Below are 18904 nucleotides of genomic sequence, written 5' to 3'. Positions count from 1 at the left end.
AGGCTGATCCGGTGGCGGTGGAACAGCAGGCACGGGGGACGGCGGGCACGGCCCGGCGCCGGTCCCGGCGGGACGAGATCCTGGAGATCGCGGTCGGCCTCTTCGCGGCGCGCGGCTACCACGGCGTGTCGATGGACGACATCGGCGCGGCGGCCGGTGTCACCGGGCCGGCTCTCTACCACCACTTCGCCGGCAAGGAGGCGATGCTCGTCGCCGCGCTGGTGCCGGTCAGCGAGGGGCTGCTCGCGGGCGGGCGGGAGCGGGCCGCCGGGCACCCGGACGACCCGCGTGGCGCGCTGGAGTCGCTGATCGACTTCCACGTCGAGTTCGCGCTGGCCAACCCGGCGGTGATCGCCCTGCACCTGCACGAGCTGGACCGCCTGCCGGACGAGCCGCGCCGGCGCATCCGCCGGCTTCAGCGGATGTACGTCGAGGAGTGGGTGACGGTGCTGACCGCGCTGCACCCCGGCCTGCCGGACGGCGCGGCCCGGGTGCTCGCCCACGCGGCGTTCGGCCTGATGAACTCGACGCCGTTCCTCGGTGGCGAGGTCGATCGCCGGCGCCGGGCCGAGCTGCTGCGCGGCGCGACGCTCGCGGCCCTGCTCGCGCCCACCGATCCGACCTGACACGCCGCCCGGACCTTAACGCATGTTAAGAAGAGACCCCGGCTTTGCGTCGAGAAGGGGTCACGTCCGTGCAGAAGATGATCGAATCGTTGTTGGTCGCCAACCGGGGGGAGATCGCGCGCCGGATCATCCGTACCGGCAGGCGGCTCGGGATCCGGACGATCGCTGTGCACTCGGAGGCCGACGGCGCGCTGCCGTTCGTGACCGAGGCCGATGAGGCGGTCTGCGTCGGCCCGGCGAACCCGGCGCAGAGCTACCGGAACGTCGAGGCGATCCTCGAGGCCGCCCGCAGCACCGGCGCGCAGGCGATCCACCCCGGCTACGGCTTCCTGTCCGAGAACGCGGACTTCGCCCGTACCGTCGAGGGGTCGGGCCTGATCTGGGTCGGACCCGGCGCGGACGCGATCACCGCGATGGGCGACAAGATCAACGCCCGGAACCTGATGGCGGCGGCCGGGGTGCCGGTCGCGCCCGGCACCACCGAGCCGGCGGCCGACCTGGACGCGGCGGTCGCGGCGGCCGCGGAGATCGGCTACCCGGTGATGGTCAAGGCCGCCGCCGGTGGCGGTGGCATGGGCATGGGCGTGGCCGCCGACGAGGCGGCGCTGCGCACCGAGTACGACAAGGTCCGCGCGTTCGCGGAGCGGATGTTCGGCGACGGCTCGGTGCTGATCGAGCGGTACTTCCCCCGGGTACGCCATGTCGAGGTGCAGATCCTCGGCCTGGCCGACGGCCGGGTGGTGGCGCTCGGCGAGCGGGAGTGCTCGGTGCAGCGGCGCAACCAGAAGCTGGTCGAGGAGTCGCCGTCCCCGGCGGTCTCGCCGGAGCTGCGCGAGCGCTTCCTGGCCGCCGCGGTACGGGCCGGCGAGGCGGTGAACTACCGCAACGCGGGCACCGTGGAATGTCTGCTCGATCCTTCGACGCAGGAGTTCTTCTTCCTGGAGATGAACACGCGGCTGCAGGTCGAGCACCCGGTCACCGAGTACGTCTACGGCGTCGACCTGGTCGAGGAACAGCTCCGGGTGGCGGCCGGGCTGGCGCCGACGTTCGACCCGGACGCGCTCGCCCCGCGCGGCCACGCCATCGAGCTGCGGATCAACGCCGAGGACCCGAAGCGTTTCCTGCCCGGCCCGGGCGCGATCACCACCTGGAACGAGCCGGCCGGCGCCGGCGTACGGGTGGACTCCGGCTACGTCGCCGGCAACACGGTCACGCCGTTCTACGACAGCCTGATGGCCAAGCTGATCGTCAGCGGGGACACCCGCGAGGAGGCGGTCGAGCGGGCCCGGGCGGCGGTCGCCCAGTTCGAGATCGCCGGCCCGAAGTGCAACCTGCCGTTCTTCGCCGAGCTGCTGGAGAACCCGGAGTTCCTCTCCGGCGACTACGACACCGGCATCGTCTCCCGGATGCGCTGACCTTCGACCCGAACGAGGTGAACCTGATGGCGGAACTCCCCGACTCCGTGAGCATCCGTGAGGTCGGTCCCCGGGACGGCCTCCAGAACGAGGAGCCCATCCCCACCGACGCGAAGGTGCGGCTGCTCGACGCGCTGTCCCGTACCGGGGTGCGGCGCATCGAGGCCGTCTCCTTCGTCCACCCCCGCGCGATCCCGCAGATGGCCGACGCCGACGAGGTGTGGCAGCGGGCGGAGAAGGCCGACGGGGTGCGCTACTCCGCGTTGGTGCCGAACACCCGGGGCGCGCAGCGGGCGCTGGCCGCCGGCTTCACCGAGATCGAGGTGGTGGTCTCGGCCAGCGACACGCACAACCGCCGTAACGTCAACCGCTCCACCGACGAGTCGCTGGACGACATCGCCGAGCTGATCGACCTGCTGCACGGCGCGGGCGCGACCGCCGAGGTGATCGTGGCGACCAGCTTCGGCTGCCCCTACGAGGGCGACGTGGACCCCCGCCGGGTCGCCGCGATCGTGGACCGGGTCGCCCGCGACGGCGCGGACCGCGTCGCCTTCGGCGACACCACAGGCATGGGTACGCCCCGGCGCGTCCGCGAGCTGGTCACGGCGGTGCGGGACCGCAACGCCCACCTGCCGGTGCTGCTGCACTTCCACAACACCCGGGGTACCGCGCTGGCGAACATGCTCACCGCGATGGAGCTGGGCGTCACCGAGTTCGACGCCAGCGTGGGCGGCCTCGGCGGCTGCCCGTACGCGCCGGGGGCCAGCGGCAACCTGGCCACCGAGGAGGCGGTGCACATGCTGCACGACATGGGCATCGACACCGGCATCGACCTGGACGCCCTGATCGCTGCCGCCGAGCTGGCCGAGACCCTGGTGGGCAAGAAGCTCCCGTCCGGAGTCCTCCGAGCCGGCCCCCGTACCCGCCTGACCCCCCTCCCCTCCTGACCGTTTCGCGCGTTGATCAAGGAGTTTGTGTCCTCATTCGGCCGCGCGGAGGACGCAAACTCCTTGATCACGGGAGTGGATGGGTGGGGGTGCGAGGAGCGGGTCGCCGGAGAGGGCGGCGGTGGGGTAGCCTAACGATCGTTCAGGTCGGTGGCGCCCTGCGCGGGCGGTGGCAACGGGAGTCGGCGTGACGCTCGACGGTGAGGCACTGGAGCAGCTGCGCAAGCGCGCCCGCGCCGGTGGTGCGGACAAGTACCACGCGGCGAACGCCGCGAAGGGCAAGCTGTTCGCCCGGGAGCGGGTGGCGTACCTGGTCGACGAGGGCTCCTTCGTTGAGGACGGGCTCTACGCCAACGCGATGGCCGACGGGCTGCCCGCCGACGGCGTCGTCACCGGCACCGCGACCATCGACGGCCGCCAGGTCTGCCTGATGGCGAACGACTCCACGGTCAAGGCCGGCAGCTGGGGCGCGCGTACCGTCGAGAAGATCATCCGGATCATCGAGCGGGCGTACGCGACCGGCGTGCCGATGGTCTACCTGGTCGACTCGGCCGGGGCCCGGATCACCGACCAGGTCGACCTGTTCCCCGGTCGGCGCGGCGCCGGGAAGATCTTCTGGAACCAGGTCCGCGCCTCCGGCTCGATCCCGCAGGTGTGCGCGCTGTTCGGGCCGAGCGCGGCGGGCGGGGCGTACATCCCGGCGTTCTGCGACGTGGTCGCCATGGTGGACGGCAACGCCAGCATGTACCTCGGCTCCGACCGGATGGTCGAGATGGTCACCGGCGAGAAGACCACGCTGGAGGCGATGGGCGGCGCCAAGGTGCACTGCGCCGAGTCCGGCGTCGGTCACTTCCTCTGCAAGACCGAGAACGACGCGCTCGACGTGGTACGGACCTACCTGTCGTACCTGCCGTCGAACTGGAAGCAGGACCCGCCCGCCGCCGAAGCGGTGGACGCGCCGGAGAAGGCCGACCTGGCCGCGCTGGTGCCGGCCAGCGAGCGGCAGGCGTTCGACATGCGCCGGTACGTCAAGGGTCTGCTCGACTCCGGCAGCTTCTTCGAGATCCAGGCGCTGTGGGCCAAGGAGCTGACCATCGGGTTCGGCCGGCTGAACGGCGAGGTCGTCGGCGTGGTCGGCAACAACTCGATGTTCAAGGGTGGCGTGCTCTTCGTCGACTCGGCCGACAAGGCGACCCGGTTCGTGCAGCTCTGCGACGCGTTCAACGTGCCGCTGCTGTTCCTGTCCGACGTGCCCGGCTTCATGGTCGGCAGCGCGGTGGAGAAGCAGGGGATCATCAGGCACGGTGCGAAGATGATCACGGCGATCTCCGAGGCGACCGTACCCAAGATCTGTGTGGTGGTCCGCAAGGCATACGGCGCGGGTCTCTACGCGATGGCCGGCCCCGGCTTCGAGCCGGACGCCACGATCGCGCTGCCCACCGCGAAGATCGCGGTGATGGGCGCGGAGGCCGCCGTCAACGCGGTCTACGCCAACAAGATCGCCGCCATCTCCGACGAGGCCGAGCGGGCCGCGTTCGTGGCCGCGAAGCGCGAGGAGTACGAGCGCGACATCGACGTGGTCCGCCTCGCCAGCGAGCTGGTGGTGGACGCGATCGTCGAGCCGCACGAGCTGCGCGCCGAGTTGGTCCGCCGGTTCGCCGCCGCGCGCGGCAAGGAGCGGCACTTCTCCCGGCGCCGCCACGGCGTCACCCCCGTCTGACCCGGTAAGGAAGGGCCCCCTCTTAACGCCTGGTGCATGTAAAGGGGCCCCTCCTAACGCTTCAGCCGCTCACGGCGTCACGAGCGCCCGGCGGCCCGCCCTTTCCAGGAGGATCGACATGGACTTCCGGCTCGACGAGGAGCAGCAGGCGCTGCGGGAGAGCGTCCGGGAATTCGCCCGCGAGGTGGTCGCGCCCACCATCGCCGAGCACTACGAGCAGCACACCTTCCCGTACGAGATCGTCCGTCAGATGGGCAAGATGGGCCTGTTCGGGCTGCCGTTCGCGGAGGAGCACGGCGGTATGGGCGGCGACTACTTCGCGCTCTGCCTGGCCCTGGAGGAGCTGGCCCGGGTCGACTCCAGCGTGGCGATCACGCTGGAGGCCGCGGTGTCGCTCGGCGCGATGCCGATCTACCGGTTCGGCACCGAGGAGCAGAAGGCGCAGTGGTTGCCGAAGCTGCTCAGCGGTGAGGCGCTGGCCGGGTTCGGGCTCACCGAGCCGGGCACCGGGTCGGACGCGGGCGGCACCCGGACGCGGGCGGTCCTGGACGGCGACGAGTGGGTGATCAACGGCTCGAAGGCGTTCATCACCAACTCCGGCACCGACATCACCGCGCTGGTCACCGTCACCGCAGTCACCGGTACGCGGCCGGACGGCGGCAAGGAGCTGTCCACGATCATCGTGCCGTCGGGTACGCCCGGCTTCACCGTCGCGCCCGGCTACTCGAAGGTCGGCTGGACCGCGTCGGACACGCACGAGCTGACGTTCGACGACTGCCGGGTGCCGGCGGCCAACCTGCTCGGCGAGCGCGGCCGGGGCTTCGCCCAGTTCCTGCGCATCCTGGACGAGGGCCGGATCGCCATCGCGGCGCTCGCCGTCGGCCTGGCCCAGGGCTGCGTGGACGAGTCGATCAAGTACGCCAAGGAGCGCCAGGCGTTCGGTCAGCCGATCGGCAACTACCAGGCCATCCAGTTCAAGATCGCGGACATGGAGATGAAGGCGCACACCGCCCGGCTGGCCTACTACGACGCCGCCGCGCGGATGCTCGCCGGTGAGCCGTTCAAGCGCCAGGCGGCGATCGCCAAGCTGCACGCGAGCACCGTCGCGGTGGACAACGCCCGCGAGGCGACGCAGATCCACGGCGGGTACGGCTTCATGAACGAGTACCCGGTGGCCCGCTTCTGGCGCGATTCCAAGATCCTGGAGATCGGTGAGGGCACCAGCGAGGTGCAGCGCATGATCATCGCCCGTGACCTCGGCATGTGAGAGGCGCACTCGTCCGCATCCTGTCGGATAACGGCAGGGGACGGTCGGGTGGGTGACGATGGGCTGTGGAGCGTCGGAGTCGATCCGTACTCTTCGTGCCCATGACTCCGGATCATGACGGTGCGCGGAGCCCAGGCGGTCGCACCGGTCTGTCCGATCTGTTGCGCGGGCACCGGCTCGCCGCCGGCCTGACCCAGGCCGAGCTGGCGGGCCGGGCCGGCGTGGGCGTGCGGACGGTCCGCGATCTGGAGCGAGGGCGGGCCGTCCGCCCTCAGCGCACCACAGTGGACCTGCTGGCCGACGCGCTCGGCCTGGCCGGTGACGACCGGCGGGAGTTCGTCGCCACCGCCCGGCCCACGCCGGCCCGGCCCGGACCCCGCCTCCCCGACACCGCAGCCGCCGGACCGTCGGCCGCGCCGGTCGCGTTGCCCCAGCCCGTACCCCTGGTGGGCCGCGACCGGGACGTGGCCGAGGTGTCCGGTCTGCTCGACGCCCACCCGGTGGTGAGCCTGGTCGGGCTCGCCGGGGTCGGCAAGACCGCGCTCGCCGTCACTGTCGCGCACGCGGTGGCGGCCCGGCACCCGGGCGGTGTCAGCGGGGTGCTGGTCGGGGAGGGCTCGGACGTCGCCGACGTGCTCGCCGCGTCCGCGTCGGTGTTCGGTGTGAACCGGCTGGCCGACCTCGCCTGCCGGCTCGACGGCCGGCCGGCGTTGCTGGTCGTCGACGCGGTCGACCGGGCGCCCGAGCCGGTGGCCGGGGCGCTTCGCGCCCTGACCGCCGCCGCGCCGGATCTCCGGGTGCTGGTGACCGGCCGCCGCCCGGTCGGGTTGCCCGGCGAGCTGGTCCGCCCGGTCGCGCCGCTCGACGTGCCACCGGCGGACGCCGCGCCCGCCGACCGGGCCGACCTGGATCGCTGGCCCGCTGCGGCGCTGTTCGCCGCCCGCCTCGCCCAGGCCCGCCGCGAACCACCCACGGCGGCCGAGCTGCCGGCGCTCGCCGCGCTGGTACGCCGCCTCGGCGGGCTGCCGCTGGCGATCGAGCTGATGGCGGCTCGGGGACGCATCCTCGACGTCACCGAACTGCTCGACCGCTACGGCGACCGCGTGCTGGACCTGACCGGCGCCCGTCCCGGGTGGGAGCCCGCCGCCGACCGATCGGCCGGCACGGTGACGCTGCGCGAGGCGGTGGCCAGCAGCTACCACCTGCTCGCGCCCGCCGACCGGGCCGCGTTGCGGCGGCTCTCCGCGTTCCGTAACCGCTGGTCGGTCGAGCTGGCCGAGGAGCTGCTCGCCGGGAGGCTGCTCGCCGGGGAGCTGCTCGCCGGTGGCGGCGAGCGGTGGGACGCGGCGCCGATGCTGGACCGGCTGCGCGAGCTGGGCCTGCTCAGCGTCCGGGGCACCGGCCCGTTCCGGTTCCGGTTGCTGGACGCGGTCCGTGACTTCGCGGCCGAGCAGGCCGACGTCGAGGGCGAGACCGCCGGGATCCGGCTCCGGCACGCCGCGGTGATCGCCAGGTTCGTCCACCGCACCGCGCCCGGGCTGGTGGGCGCACAGTTGTCCGGCGCGGTACGCCTGCTCGACGAGGCGACGAGCGACATCACCGCCGCCCTCGCGTACGCCGCCGAGCATGCGCCGGAGACGGCGCTGCTGCTGGCCGCGTCGCTGCCCCGGTGGTGGCGGCTGCGCGGGCGGGACGTCTCCGGCCGGCGCTGGCTGCGGCGGCTGCTGGCCGATCCGCGTACCGCCGGCACCCGGTCCACGCTGCGGGCCTGGGCGATGCTCGGCGCGGCCCGGCTGGCCGCCGAGCACGGCGCGGGCGCGGAGGAGTTGCCGGCCGCCCGGGCCGCGCTCGTCATCTTCGCCGAGGCGGGTGACGTGGTCGGGGAGCTGTCGGCCCGGTCCGTTCTCTGCGTGCTGCTGCGCGGGCTCGGTGCGCACGACGAGGCCCGTGAGCAGGCCGAGGCCGCGCTGGCGACGGCCACCCGCCACGGCCGGGTACGCGAGATGGCCGTTGCCCAGTCGCACCTCACCTGGCACGACGTACGCGCGGCGCGGCTGGCCGACGCCCGGCGGCGGCTGGCCACCGTGGACCGCCTGGCGGCGCAGTGCGGCGACCGGCGCCTGCGCCTGCTGGCGCGGGCCGATCAGGCCGAGCTGACCCGTCTGGAGGGCCGGTACGCGGAGGCGGTCGAGCAGGGCCGCCGGGTGGCGACCGCGCTCGCCGAGCTGGGCGATCCCCGCCGACAGCGACGGACGGTCGGCAAGGTCGCGCTGGCGCTCGCCGGCCAGGGCCGGGGCGACGAGGCGCTGGCCGCGGCCGCCGAGCTGTGGCCCTCGGGTGCGGTGCCGGGCCAGCGTCGGCCGCCGGTCATGGAGAGCCTGAATCCACCCGGCGCGGTGGCGGACGCACGCGCCGAGGACGCGCTGCGTGGGCTGATCGAGGGGCACGTGGCGCTGCGCCGGGGGGACCGGGAACTGGCGGTGGAGTGGTTCTCGGCGGCGGCCGACGCGGCGGCGGGCGGCGCGGGCCGGCGCGACCTGGTCGAGGCGCTCGTGGGGCTGGCGGTCAGCAGCGGGGACCCGGCCGTGCTGGACCGCCTGGACGCCGCTCGGCGGGCCACCGGCGTCAGCCTGCTGCCGCAGGAGGAGGAACTGCTCTTCTCCCTGGCGGCCCGGCGTCAGAAGGCACGCTGACCAGCGGCCGCGTGCGCCAGGAGGCGGAGGGCGCGGGGGTGGCGCGAACGAAGTAGCCCCCTGGTGCTGCCCCTCGCTCGACGCTCGCGCCAGCACCCCCCGGTGCCCCCCGCTGCGGGAAGACTACCGATGGGCTGCAAGAGATATGGGGGCATTCGCGCACTTTTGCCCGACTGTTTGAGCGGTTCTGCCGGTCATTCTGCCGGTGACCCGCCGGTATCAATCGGCGGATAGTGGAGCTGTGGACCGTCGGCAGTGGACTGTCAGGCGGCGTCCTCGTCCGGCTCGGTGCTGCCGGCCGTGGCGCCCGGGTGGACCGCGTCCCGGACCCGGCGCAGCCCGTCCAGCAGCCCGTCGAGCTGGCTCGGGTCGAGCTGGCCGGTGAACCACTGCTCGATGATCCGCAGGTGGCCGGGAAGGATGGCGTCCAGCCGGCTCAGGCCCGCTGCGGTCACCACCGCGAAGGAGCTGCGGCGGTCGGACGGGCAGGCGCGCCGGCGGATCAGCCCGTCCCGCTCCATCCGGTCCACCACGCGGGTCACGCCGCTGGTGGAGAGCGAGGTCTGCGCCGCCAGGTCGGTCATCCGCAGCTGGTTGTTGGGTGAGCGGGCGAGTCGGGTGAGCACCTCGAACTCGACCGGGGAGAGGCCGTGCTCGTCGAACTGGGCGGCGAACCGGGCGGAGAGCCCGGCGTGCGCCTCGACGAGGAGGCCGACGGCGGTGATCCGGGGATCGTCGAACACGTTCTGGTCCACGCCACCATCCTAGCAACACTTGACACAGGGAATATTGCTGTAGCTATAGTTGCTCAGTCAGTCGTTGGGATACTAAACCGTTTTCCCCGGAGGAGAGCACCATGACCAGCAGCACCGAGGCGACTACCCGCGACTGGGAGGGTCTCACCATCCCCACCCCCGGCACCTATCTTCTGGATGCCGCGCACAAGCGTGTCGGATTCGTCGCCCGGCACATGATGGTCAGCAAGGTACGCGGTGAGTTCGCCGACGCGACCGCCACCATCACCATCGCCGACGACCCGATGCAGTCCACGGTCACCGCCAGCATCCAGGCCGCCAGCATCAACACCGCACAGGCGGACCGCGACGCGCACCTGCGCAGCCCGGAGTTCCTCGACGTCGAGCAGTACCCGACGCTGGAGTTCCGCAGCACCGAGGTGAAGTCCCGCGACGGCAACGAGTTCGTGCTCGTCGGCGAGCTGACCATCAAGGGCGTGACCCGTCAGGTCGAGCTGGAGGTCGAGTTCGAGGGCGTCGGACGCAGCCCCTTCGGGCAGGACATCTTCGGCTTCTCCGCCTCCACCGAGATCGACCGCGAGGACTTCGGCCTGACCTGGAACGTGGCGCTGGAGACCGGCGGCGTCCTGGTCGGCCGCAAGGTCAAGATCGAGATCGAGGGTGAGGCCATCCGCCAGGGCTGAGCCCGGCCAGGCCCGCGGGGCCCGCACCGTCCGCCGACGGTGCGGGCCCTTCCGGTGTACGCGCAGCGGGTGCGAATCGTCACCCGATGTTCTCCGGCCGACGGCGCTGGTGGGGGTGCCGACGGGGTACAGGTGCAGATCTGCCGCCCGTACAGCGGGCTGCGGACGGGGCGCACTTACGCGCACCACGTGAATGGTTCACAATGCGTTGCGGAACGGTACGGTTCCGTCGCACCGGCGTCGGGAGGACACATGGGCAGAGACGTCGACCAGGGCGCCTTCTCCCGCGAGGATCGGGTCCGCTACCGGCAGAAGGTCCGGCGCTGCCTGGACGTCTTCGCACTGATGCTCGACGACTTCGGCTTCGACGCCGACCGGCCGATGACCGGGCTGGAGATCGAGCTGAACCTGATCGACGCCGCCGCGGAACCCGCCATGCGCAACGACCAGATCCTGGCCGACATCGCCGACCCGCTGTTCCAGACCGAGCTGGGGCAGTTCAACCTCGAACTGAACGCGTCGCCCCGGCTGATCGAGGGCAGCGGCTTCGCCGACTACGAGCAGGACCTGCGCAGCAGCCTCAGCCGCGCCGACGAGCGGGCCGCCAAGTCCGACGCGACGATCATGATGGTCGGCATCCTGCCCACGCTCACCGAACGCCACCTGGTCGCCGACAACCTCTCCACGAACGAGCGGTACCGCGTCCTCAACGACCAGATCGTGGGCGCCCGGGGCGAGGACATCGAGCTGGACATCAACGGCGTCGAGCGGCTGCGTACGCACACCGACTCGATCGCGCCGGAGGCCGCCTGCACCAGCCTCCAGTTCCACCTGCAGGTCGCGCCGGACAGCTTCGCCGACTACTGGAACGCGTCCCAGGCGATCGCCGGCGTCCAGGTCGCCGTCGGGGCCAACTCGCCGTTCCTCTACGGCCGGCAGCTCTGGGCGGAGACCCGGATCGCGCTGTTCCAGCAGGCCACCGACACCCGTCCCGACGAGCTGAAGGCCCAGGGCGTACGCCCCCGGGTGTGGTTCGGGGAGCGCTGGATCACCTCGATCTTCGACCTGTTCGAGGAGAACGTCCGCTACTTCCCGCCGCTGCTGCCGATCTGCGAGGACGAGGACCCGGTCGAGGTGCTGCACGCCGGGGGCGTGCCCCAGCTCGGTGAGCTGCGGCTGCACAACGGCACCGTCTACCGCTGGAACCGGCCGGTCTACGACATCATGAACGACCGCCCGCACCTGCGGGTCGAGAACCGGGTGCTGCCCGCCGGCCCGACAGTGGTGGACATGCTCGCCAACGCGGCCTTCTACTTCGGGCTGGCCCGCGGCCTCGCCGAGGCGGACCGTCCCATCTGGAGCCAGCTGACGTTCAGCTCGGCGGAGGAGAACTTCCACGCCGCCGCCCGGCGCGGCATCGAGGCGGTCCTGCACTGGCCGCGCCTCGGCGACGTACCGGTGACCAAGCTCGTCCTCGAGACGCTGCTCCCGGTGGCCGAGCAGGGGCTGGACCGGTTCGGCGTCGCCCCGGCCGAGCGGGACCGCCTACTGGGCGTGATCGAGGGCCGTTGCCGTACCGGCCGCAACGGCGCGGTCTGGCAGACCGAGACGGTGTGGGCGGCCGAGCGGCACCGCGGCCTGGACCGCGAGGCTGCCCTGCACCACATGGTCAAGCGCTACGCCGAACTCCAGCGCAGCAACGAGCCCGTACACACCTGGCCCGCCGACTAACCCCGCCCCCGCCCCCGCCCTCCCGCCCCCCGCCTCGCCGATCTTGGAGTTGTGGCGCCTCGGATGCCCTTGTTGGGCGGTTTGGGAGGCACCACAACTCCAAGATCGATGGGAGTGGGCGGGATTCGGGCGAGCGCTGAGGAGCCTCGGGGTACTACGAGGGCTTGTCTGAACGTGACGAGGGACCGTCCTGGCTGGTCTGCGGGTGGTCCAGGGCTTCGGGCTGGCGCTGCGGCGGGACGGCCCGACCCCGACGGCCGGTAGCCGACCGGGTGGCACGGCCCTTCTCCGTTCCGGTCCGGCCGACGGCTACGCCAGGCTCGGCTGCGGCCGTCGCCTCACGCGTGCCGGCCGAGGTGTCCGGTGCCTTGTCCGTCCCGGCCGCCCAGTCCGCCGACCGGTCCGACGCTGACCGGTCCGATGCTGGCCGGCCGACCGCTGACGGGCTCGACGGATCTGCCGCCGACGGACCCGACGTGCCGACCGCTGACGGGCTTGACGGATCTGCCGCTGACGGGCGGGCCTTCCGCGCCCCGAACAATCCGGTCGAGCGCCGGCGCGACACACCCGACGAGCGCTCACCGGAGCTGCCCGCCGACGACGTGCCGGACGGGTCCGACGCGGATCCGGCCGGCTCCGACGGCCCGTCCTTCGAGGCCGGGTCGCCGGTCGCCGGGTCGGCCTCGCCGACGACCGGGTCCGGCTCGCCGGTGCGCTGGCGCGGAACGGTGACCCGCTCGGCGGCGCGACGCTCGGCGCGCTGGGCGAGCGCGGCCGTCAGCATCGAGCCGCCGACACCGGCGATCACCGCGTACGGGGCGATCAGGTGGGCCGACAACTGCTCGGCGGCGATCCCGGCGAGCCGCGGTACGGCGAGCAGGTACGCCAGTGCCACGAGCAGCGGTCCGGCCGCTCCGGAGGCGGCCGCGCCGACCCGTACCTCGGCGGCGCGGGCCGCGCGCCGGGCCGCCAGCACGCCGATCACGAGCGCGGAGAGCACCGACAGCAGCGCGCCGGGCCAGTAGAAGTAGTCGCGGATCCAGAACGCGCCTCGGTCCGCGCTGATCTGCCAGATGCCGAGTTGGGCGGTGGTCAGGCCACGGCCGGCGATCACCCCGTCGACCACCGACACGACGGCGAGCAGCCAGAGCCAGCCCGAGGTGGCGATGAGGTTGGTGGCGGCGGCGCGGGTGTGCAGCGCCCAGGTGGCGAGCAGCATCCCGAGAAGCAGTCCGGCTCCCGCGTACGCGGCGGCGACGGTCTGCGGCTCTGATACGTCCGGCACCTGGGCCGCGCGCGCCGGCACCGCCACCAGCAGTACGGTGACGAGCGCGCCGACAGCTGCGGCGAGCACCAGCACGAACCGGGGCGGCCGGCCCTGCGACTCGTCGTCCCGGCCCCGCAGGCGCTGGGCGCAGACCGCGCCGGCGATGACCGAGGTCGCCGCGATCCAGGTCGCCCACGCGAGGCTCGCCACCCAGGCCGCCTCGATCCGTACCGCGCCGGTCGGCGCCCAGTTGATGATGCCCAACCCGTACCCGAAACCGAGCTGCGCGGCGCCCGCGCCGGCAGCGACGCCGAGCGCGGCGGCGGTCGATCCTCCCCAGCCCCGACTGACCATGCCGGGGAGCGTAACGTCCCGAGGTCGGCGCGGCGAGTCGTGGCGACACGCCGTGACCGTTTGGCAGCGGTGGATACGGTCGTCGATGAGCGGGGGCGGGGGAACATGACGGACGAGCGGCGATCGGACGGCGACGGCACCGGCCCGGGACGGGCCCGGCTGTTCCTCGGGGGTGGCCTGGCAGTGGTTCTGCTGGCGGTGATCGGGGGCAGCGCCGGCTGGATCCTGGCCGGCGACCCGGACCGTCCGGCCGCCTCCGGCGAGGCCACGCCGGTTGTCACCGCCTCGACGTCCGCGCCGGCCACCACGCCTCCCGCGACCACGGCCCCGACCGGTACGCGGACGAGCACGCCCGCCGGGCTCACCGTGCCCGAGGTGGTCGGCGTCGACTTCGAGCAGGCCCGCCGGGAGTTGCGTGACCGCCGGCTCGGCTGGCGACTGGTCTTCGGCACCGGCGCCGGACGCTCGGTGGAGCGCGCCTCCCCGGCGCCGGGTACGCCGGTGAAGCGCGGCGTCACCGTCTCCCTGTTCGTGACCGGACCGGCTCCGGCGGTCAGCGTGCCCGACGTGGGTGCGCTGTCCTGCTCCGACGCCGCGGACGATCTGGTGGACGCCGGGCTCTATCCCCGCTACGGCACTGGTCGCCAGGGCCCGGTCACGACACAGGAGCCGGTCGCGGGCAGCCCGGCGCGGTGGAACGACCAGGTGGTGCTGACCTGCGGCGACACCCGGTCCGAGTCGCCGTCCGCCACCCCGTCGCCGACTGGCTGACCGGCGCGGGCGCGCTGATCCCGGCCGACCTGGCGGTGGCCCGTTACGGTGGACGATCGAGGGCCGTGCGCCCCGTCCCGGTGGGGAAAGGACGTGCCATGAGCGACGACCGTCAGGATCCTCCCGCCGGTGACGCGGACGAGACCCGCGCCATGCCCCGGCATCCGGCCGGGGAGGACGCCGACGCCACCCGCGCGATGCCGCGCGACTCGGGCGGAGAGGACGTCGACGCGACCCGCGCCATGCCGCGCAATGCCGCCGGGAGCGACGAGACCCGGGCGATGCCGCCGGACGCGGGCGGTGACGCAACCCGTCCGCTGCCCGGCGGGCCGTCGCGGCGTCCGTTGGACGCCACCGCACCGCAGGAGCCGGTGGGCGCCTGGTCCGGCCGGGCCGGGGTGCCGCCGCCGCGACCGGCCGGCTATCCCGAGCCCGGGGGCGAGTGGTACGGCGACGAGCAGGCCGGACGCCGCTGGTGGATGCCGATCCTGCTGGGCATCCTGGCGCTGCTCCTGCTGGGCTTGATCGGGGCGGGCGTGTGGCTGGCGCTGCGTGCCGCCGACCGGGACTCGGATCCGGGCACGGTGCCGTCGGCGGTGCCGAGCACCTCGGCGCAGACCAGTGCCGCCCCGACGAGCGCCGCGCCGAGCAGTTCCCCGCCGAGCACGCCACCCACGACCGAGGCGGTCGAGGTGCCGATGCCACCGCTTGTGGGGCTGCCGGAGGCCGCCGCCCGGGCGGCGCTCGACCGGCTGGACGTGGACTACCGGGTGCAGCGGCGGGCGTCGGACCGGCCGGCCGGCACGGTGATCTCGACCGATCCGGAGGCCGGCTACCCGGTGGGCGAGGACGACCGGGTCACCATCGTGGTGGCCGTACCTGCGCCGCCGACCGCCGGCCCGAGCTCGCCGGGTTCCGCCCCGGCGACCACCACCACGCCCTGACGTCCACGACCGGCGTCGGAACGTTCACCACTGACGCCGGCGGGCGCCGACCAGCCCGAGGCCGGCGAGGGAGATGGCGAGCCCGAGCAGGCCGGAGTAGAACAGCGACCGGCTGAGGTCGTCGGTGGGGTCGGTGGGCCGCTCGGCGAGCTTCCCCTCGCCGCCTCCGGTGCCCGCGGGCGGCGCGTCGGCCTCCGGATCGTCCTCGTCCTGCGACGGGTCGGTGGGAGACCAGCCGTCGTCCTCGCCGGCCGCCGCCCGGGCGTCCTCGCCGGATGCGGCTCGGCCGTCCTCACCGGCCACGGTGATCTCCGGGGCCGGTACCGGCTCGGCGAGCTGCTGGGTGGCGGAGAAGGCGGGGTGCCGCACCACGAGCGCGAGCGCGGTGGCCACGACGAGGAAGGCGAACAGCCCGAGGGCATAGCCGACACGGGACCGGTGGTGCCGCCGCGCGGCGGGCAGATTGACCATGACCATCCCAGGTTCAGGGTCCGTGGCGCGCGGGTGGAACATGCCGGGGTGGGCGTACCGATTCTATGGCGTCGGCACGCCCTCCCGACCCGGAATCGTGAGGTCAGCCCACCCGGACCGGAGTCCGGACCACCGGGCGGCGGGCCGTCCGGACGGTGTGCTGCCGGGGAACCGGCGCAGCGTGGACCTGCTGCAACCCCTCTTCGAGTACGAAGATCGACCGCCGGTTGACCGCGTCCCCCGCCGCGTTCAACTCGTAGCCGTCGAGCCAGAGCCAACCGTCGTAGGTCGGCCAGTCGAGAATCCGGATCACCCGGAACATGATCGGTCGGAAGAACTGGACACTCGCCGCGCGCGTCACGTGCAGTACGTCACCGGAGCGGGGAAGCACATGGGCTCCTGGGGAGGGTCGGCCGGTCGTCGGGACCGGCGAGGCTGAACGAGGTCGGTGCGGTCCGGTGACGGGGGTCTGCCTCGTGGACCGGCGGTCGTTTGGCGGTGCTGGTCGGGCCGTACCCGCGGTGGCGGACCGCCACCCGACCATCACCCGGCTGCTCCCGGTTACCGCTCCCGCCGCCGCAGCCAAGCTGGCTTGCAGCGACGGGGTCTTCATTCCGGGGCAGGTCGCACGGCGCGGGACGGCTCCCCTCCGGCCGTCCCACGGACCGCGGTGTCACCACGCCCGGAGATCGTTCGAAGACGGTGAGTAACCCGTGCCATACGGACAGAGTGCTACAGCGACGTGCGACATGCAAGTTGCACGTCGTGTTTTGCGGATAGGTGAGGAGGACACGTGAACGGGAAACTTGAAGCGTCAGGTATCGGGGCGTCACACTGGACGCCGGTTTCGCCCGTCGCGGCCGGTCGACGACCGGCACCACCCCTGCCGCGAACGCTCGCCCGCCGCCCGCCGGTCGCGCCCGCGGTGGGTGCGGAATCGGGGCGCGACCGACCGGAGGTAGCCGGGTGACTGTGACGCAGTCGCGAGCCGAGGAGATGCCGTGACCGAACGGCGCAGCCCCACCATCCGGCGGCGCCGGCTGGGGGCGGAACTCCGCCGGCAGCGCGAGGCCGCGGGCATCACCATAGAAGCGGTGGCCGAGCAGTTGGAGTGCTCGGCGTCGAAGGTCTCCCGGATCGAGACCGGCCACACCACCGCCACGCCGCGCGACGTGCGCGACATGCTCCGTATCTACGGAGTCGTCGGCGCGGAGAGCGACGAGCTGGTGCAGATCGCCCGTGAGGCCCGGCAGAAGGGCTGGTGGCATCCGTACAGCACGGTGCTGGTCGGGGCGTACGTCGGCCTGGAGGCCGCGGCCAGCTCCATCCGGGCGTACGAGCAGCAGGTCGTGCCGGGGCTGCTGGAGACCGAGGAGTACGCCGGCGCGATGATCCGGGCGGCCCGGCCGGACTTCACCGCCGAACAAGTAGACCAACGGGTGCGTGTCCGATTGGGCCGTCAGTCGTTGTTGACGCAGGACGATCCGGTCGATCTGTGGGTGGTGCTCGATGAGGCGGTGCTGAGCAGGCCGGTTGGCGGCGACGCGGTGATGCGTGGTCAGCTCAAGCGGCTGGTGGAGGTGGCTGAACTGCCGAACGTGACAGTGCAGGTCCTGCCCTTCGAGGTGGGCGCGCACGCGGGCATGGACGGCACCTTCACGATCCTCAGCTTCCCCGAGCCGAGTGATCCCGATGTCGTGTACGCGGAGAACGCCACGGGTGGGCTCTTCCTGGAGAAGAGCGACGAACTGCAGAAGTACAGCTTCATCTTCGATCACATTCGAGCAGCGGCCATACGCCCGGAGGAATCCATCGCACATATCGCGAAACTGGCAGAGGAGCCACTGTGGAAATGGCGACCAAGGAGTTCCCCGTGGACCTGACGCAGGCGACGTGGTTCAAGAGCTCGAAGAGCGGGCCGAACTGCGACAACTGCGTGGAGGTCGCGTACGTGACCGGGGCGGTCGGGGTCCGGGACTCGAAGGACAAGACAGGCCCGGCCCTGATCTTCGCTCCGGACGACTGGCAGACCTTCGTCGCCCGCGCCCGGGGCGGCGCGTTCGGCCGGAGCTGACCGGCACCGCAGCGTGGTCCCGTCCGGCAGCGTTGCCGGGCGGGACCATTCGCGTCCGGACGCCGCACCCGTCGCCAGTTTCGATCCGCCTCGTTGAACCGCACGGATCGGCAACCGAACGAGGCAGGCGAGACGGATGACGACGATCGGTTCAGAGAACCTCACCAGCGGCCCGGGCAAGCCCGAGCGGTTCGGTGGCAAGTACCGCGGCGCCCGCCGGGACACCGTCCTCACCGAGGTGGTCTCCGGCGACGGCGAGGAGGCCCGCGAGGGTGGCGTGCCCGAGCAGGCCGCGACGCCGCTGTCCCTGCCGTCGCTGGACCCCAACCCGCTCACCGAGCCGTCGTTCCCGCCGAGCGGCTGGCCGATCGAGCAGCAGGAGTCCCTGGTGGACCATCCGCTGCTGCGCGGTCTGCTGATGGAACTGCCGCCGAAGGGCAGCGTCCCTCCGCCCGGCTGGCTGGACCGTTGGTTCGAGGCGACCCGCGCGATCCTGGAACTGCTATACGTGCAGGGCGCGAGCCGGTCGCGCTGACACCGGCTCGGCCGCCGGCATGGCCTGCTCGGCGAGCCGGTTGTGCCGCAGCGCGTGGCGTACCCCGATCGCGCACACACCGAGCACCGCGACGGTGATCACCGGGCCGGCCACTCCGGGCGCGGCGAGCAGGTCGACGCCGAGCGCCGGCAGCACGGCCACCAGCACCGCGAGCGCCGTCGCCTGCAACGGCAGCGCGATCAGCGGATGCGCCGCGGCCGCGCGCAGCCCGTGCGGGGCGGGCGTTCCCGGCGCCGCCGCGAACGCGCCCGCGCCGGAGCGCAGCCGCCGGACCCGCCGTACCGTGCAGACCGCCACCACGGCCGCCGGCGCCGCCGCGAGGCCGAGCGCGGCGGCGGCCCGGTCCACAGCGGTGTCGCCGGCGCTCTGCAGGCCCGCGGCGAGGACCGCCGCGGTGAGCGCGAGGCCGGTCAGCACCAGGGCGGACAACCATCCGGTACGCCGGCGCAGCGCGCGGGCGCGGTCGAGCCCGGGCAGGCCCTCCGCGACCAGTCCGGCGGCGAGCCAGACGGCGGCGACGGGAAGCAGTACGGCGAGACGGTCATCCATGCCCCTCAGCCTTGCCCGTTTCGACGTTCGCCGAATCCGGGACGGCACCCCGGTTCGTCCCGTATCCGGGCCCGTAGGGGT

Annotated in this window: 17 protein-coding genes and 1 pseudogene; 13 read left to right on the top strand and 5 right to left on the bottom strand. The window is 73.0% G+C overall.

Annotated elements, in window-relative coordinates:
* The first annotated feature begins 11 nt into the window (after positions 1–11).
* The 6 genes from A4R25_RS22805 to A4R25_RS22780 all read left to right on the top strand — a co-directional run bounded on the left by A4R25_RS22805 (position 12) and on the right by A4R25_RS22780 (position 8668).
* Positions 12–626 carry a TetR/AcrR family transcriptional regulator gene (locus tag A4R25_RS22805; protein ID WP_043327636.1) on the top strand — a complete coding sequence of 205 codons (615 nt, stop codon included), beginning with the start codon at positions 12–14 and terminating at the stop codon, positions 624–626.
* 77 nt (positions 627–703) lie between these two features.
* A complete protein-coding gene (locus tag A4R25_RS22800; RefSeq protein ID WP_043330792.1) occupies positions 704–2041 on the top strand; it encodes an acetyl/propionyl/methylcrotonyl-CoA carboxylase subunit alpha in 1338 nt (445 codons plus the stop codon).
* A 26-nt stretch (positions 2042–2067) separates the two neighbouring features.
* Positions 2068–2988 (top strand): hydroxymethylglutaryl-CoA lyase, encoded by a 921-nt coding sequence (locus tag A4R25_RS22795; protein WP_043330791.1) that lies wholly within the window; start codon positions 2068–2070, stop codon positions 2986–2988.
* A gap of 187 nt (positions 2989–3175) precedes the next feature.
* On the top strand, positions 3176–4708 hold the full coding sequence (locus A4R25_RS22790; RefSeq protein WP_064448130.1) for an acyl-CoA carboxylase subunit beta: 1533 nt from the start codon (positions 3176–3178) through the stop codon (positions 4706–4708).
* A 118-nt stretch (positions 4709–4826) separates the two neighbouring features.
* Entirely contained in the window at positions 4827–5975 is a 1149-nt protein-coding gene (locus tag A4R25_RS22785) for an acyl-CoA dehydrogenase family protein (protein ID WP_043327634.1), read from the top strand.
* A 101-nt stretch (positions 5976–6076) separates the two neighbouring features.
* Positions 6077–8668 (top strand): helix-turn-helix domain-containing protein, encoded by a 2592-nt coding sequence (locus A4R25_RS22780; RefSeq protein WP_064448003.1) that lies wholly within the window; start codon positions 6077–6079, stop codon positions 8666–8668.
* 263 nt (positions 8669–8931) lie between these two features.
* Here A4R25_RS22780 and A4R25_RS22775 read toward each other — a convergent pair whose 3' ends face one another.
* Entirely contained in the window at positions 8932–9423 is a 492-nt protein-coding gene (locus A4R25_RS22775; protein WP_043327632.1) for a MarR family winged helix-turn-helix transcriptional regulator, read from the bottom strand.
* A gap of 101 nt (positions 9424–9524) precedes the next feature.
* Here A4R25_RS22775 and A4R25_RS22770 point away from each other — a divergent pair, with 101 nt between their 5' ends.
* On the top strand, positions 9525–10106 hold the full coding sequence (locus A4R25_RS22770; RefSeq protein WP_043327631.1) for a YceI family protein: 582 nt from the start codon (positions 9525–9527) through the stop codon (positions 10104–10106).
* Between the two features lie 252 nt (positions 10107–10358).
* On the top strand, positions 10359–11837 hold the full coding sequence (locus A4R25_RS22765) for a hypothetical protein (protein ID WP_043327630.1): 1479 nt from the start codon (positions 10359–10361) through the stop codon (positions 11835–11837).
* Between the two features lie 403 nt (positions 11838–12240).
* Here A4R25_RS22765 and A4R25_RS22760 read toward each other — a convergent pair.
* Positions 12241–13458, bottom strand: a pseudogene (locus tag A4R25_RS22760) (hypothetical protein); the annotation flags it as partial.
* Positions 13459–13563: 105 nt separating this feature from the next.
* On the opposite strand from A4R25_RS22760, the gene A4R25_RS22755 reads away from it, so the two are divergent.
* Both A4R25_RS22755 and A4R25_RS22750 read left to right on the top strand, forming a co-directional pair.
* Positions 13564–14229 carry a PASTA domain-containing protein gene (locus A4R25_RS22755; RefSeq protein ID WP_064448002.1) on the top strand — a complete coding sequence of 222 codons (666 nt, stop codon included), beginning with the start codon at positions 13564–13566 and terminating at the stop codon, positions 14227–14229.
* A gap of 98 nt (positions 14230–14327) precedes the next feature.
* Positions 14328–15173: a PASTA domain-containing protein gene (locus tag A4R25_RS22750; RefSeq protein WP_082931106.1), complete on the top strand. Its 846-nt coding sequence runs from the start codon at positions 14328–14330 to the stop codon at positions 15171–15173.
* A gap of 24 nt (positions 15174–15197) precedes the next feature.
* Here A4R25_RS22750 and A4R25_RS22745 read toward each other — a convergent pair whose 3' ends face one another.
* Positions 15198–15650, bottom strand: coding sequence for a hypothetical protein (locus A4R25_RS22745; protein ID WP_157539149.1), 453 nt, complete (start codon positions 15648–15650; stop codon positions 15198–15200).
* A 97-nt stretch (positions 15651–15747) separates the two neighbouring features.
* Positions 15748–16035: a hypothetical protein gene (locus A4R25_RS22740; RefSeq protein WP_030500482.1), complete on the bottom strand. Its 288-nt coding sequence runs from the start codon at positions 16033–16035 to the stop codon at positions 15748–15750.
* Between the two features lie 610 nt (positions 16036–16645).
* On the opposite strand from A4R25_RS22740, the gene A4R25_RS22735 reads away from it, so the two are divergent.
* The 3 genes from A4R25_RS22735 (at position 16646) to A4R25_RS22725 (ending at position 18253) form a co-directional block, all read left to right on the top strand.
* A complete protein-coding gene (locus tag A4R25_RS22735; RefSeq protein ID WP_043327628.1) occupies positions 16646–17527 on the top strand; it encodes a helix-turn-helix transcriptional regulator in 882 nt (293 codons plus the stop codon).
* Complete coding sequence (locus A4R25_RS22730) at positions 17497–17718, top strand: DUF397 domain-containing protein (protein WP_043327627.1); 222 nt, start codon at positions 17497–17499, stop codon at positions 17716–17718. Before A4R25_RS22735 ends, A4R25_RS22730 begins: the two co-directional genes overlap by 31 nt.
* Positions 17719–17854: 136 nt before the next feature.
* Positions 17855–18253, top strand: a complete 399-nt coding sequence (locus A4R25_RS22725) for a hypothetical protein (RefSeq protein WP_043327626.1) — start codon at positions 17855–17857, stop codon at positions 18251–18253.
* Here the strand turns inward: A4R25_RS22725 and A4R25_RS22720 are convergent.
* Positions 18221–18823 carry a hypothetical protein gene (locus A4R25_RS22720; RefSeq protein WP_064448001.1) on the bottom strand — a complete coding sequence of 201 codons (603 nt, stop codon included), beginning with the start codon at positions 18821–18823 and terminating at the stop codon, positions 18221–18223. The two genes, A4R25_RS22725 and A4R25_RS22720, sit on opposite strands and share 33 nt — an antisense overlap.
* Between the last annotated feature and the right edge of the window lie 81 nt (positions 18824–18904).

This window comes from Micromonospora sp. NBRC 110037, assembly GCF_001652995.1.
GTDB classification, from domain to species: domain Bacteria; phylum Actinomycetota; class Actinomycetes; order Mycobacteriales; family Micromonosporaceae; genus Micromonospora; species Micromonospora chalcea.
This window is presented reverse-complemented; position numbering and strand designations above follow the sequence as displayed.

Excerpts from the sequence above, each read along its gene's own strand:
- A4R25_RS22765 (WP_043327630.1), top strand. The coding sequence starts at position 10,359 with ATGGGCAGAGACGTCGACCAGGGCGCCTTCTCCCGCGAGGATCGGGTC.
- A4R25_RS22800 (WP_043330792.1), top strand. The coding sequence starts at position 704 with ATGATCGAATCGTTGTTGGTCGCCAACCGGGGGGAGATCGCGCGCCGG.
- A4R25_RS22785 (WP_043327634.1), top strand. The coding sequence starts at position 4,827 with ATGGACTTCCGGCTCGACGAGGAGCAGCAGGCGCTGCGGGAGAGCGTC.
- A4R25_RS22745 (WP_157539149.1), bottom strand. The coding sequence starts at position 15,650 with ATGGTCATGGTCAATCTGCCCGCCGCGCGGCGGCACCACCGGTCCCGT.
- A4R25_RS22795 (WP_043330791.1), top strand. The coding sequence starts at position 2,068 with ATGGCGGAACTCCCCGACTCCGTGAGCATCCGTGAGGTCGGTCCCCGG.
- A4R25_RS22780 (WP_064448003.1), top strand. The coding sequence starts at position 6,077 with ATGACTCCGGATCATGACGGTGCGCGGAGCCCAGGCGGTCGCACCGGT.
- A4R25_RS22725 (WP_043327626.1), top strand. The coding sequence starts at position 17,855 with ATGACGACGATCGGTTCAGAGAACCTCACCAGCGGCCCGGGCAAGCCC.
- A4R25_RS22770 (WP_043327631.1), top strand. The coding sequence starts at position 9,525 with ATGACCAGCAGCACCGAGGCGACTACCCGCGACTGGGAGGGTCTCACC.
- A4R25_RS22720 (WP_064448001.1), bottom strand. The coding sequence starts at position 18,823 with ATGGATGACCGTCTCGCCGTACTGCTTCCCGTCGCCGCCGTCTGGCTC.
- A4R25_RS22750 (WP_082931106.1), top strand. The coding sequence starts at position 14,328 with ATGAGCGACGACCGTCAGGATCCTCCCGCCGGTGACGCGGACGAGACC.
- A4R25_RS22755 (WP_064448002.1), top strand. The coding sequence starts at position 13,564 with ATGACGGACGAGCGGCGATCGGACGGCGACGGCACCGGCCCGGGACGG.
- A4R25_RS22730 (WP_043327627.1), top strand. The coding sequence starts at position 17,497 with ATGGCGACCAAGGAGTTCCCCGTGGACCTGACGCAGGCGACGTGGTTC.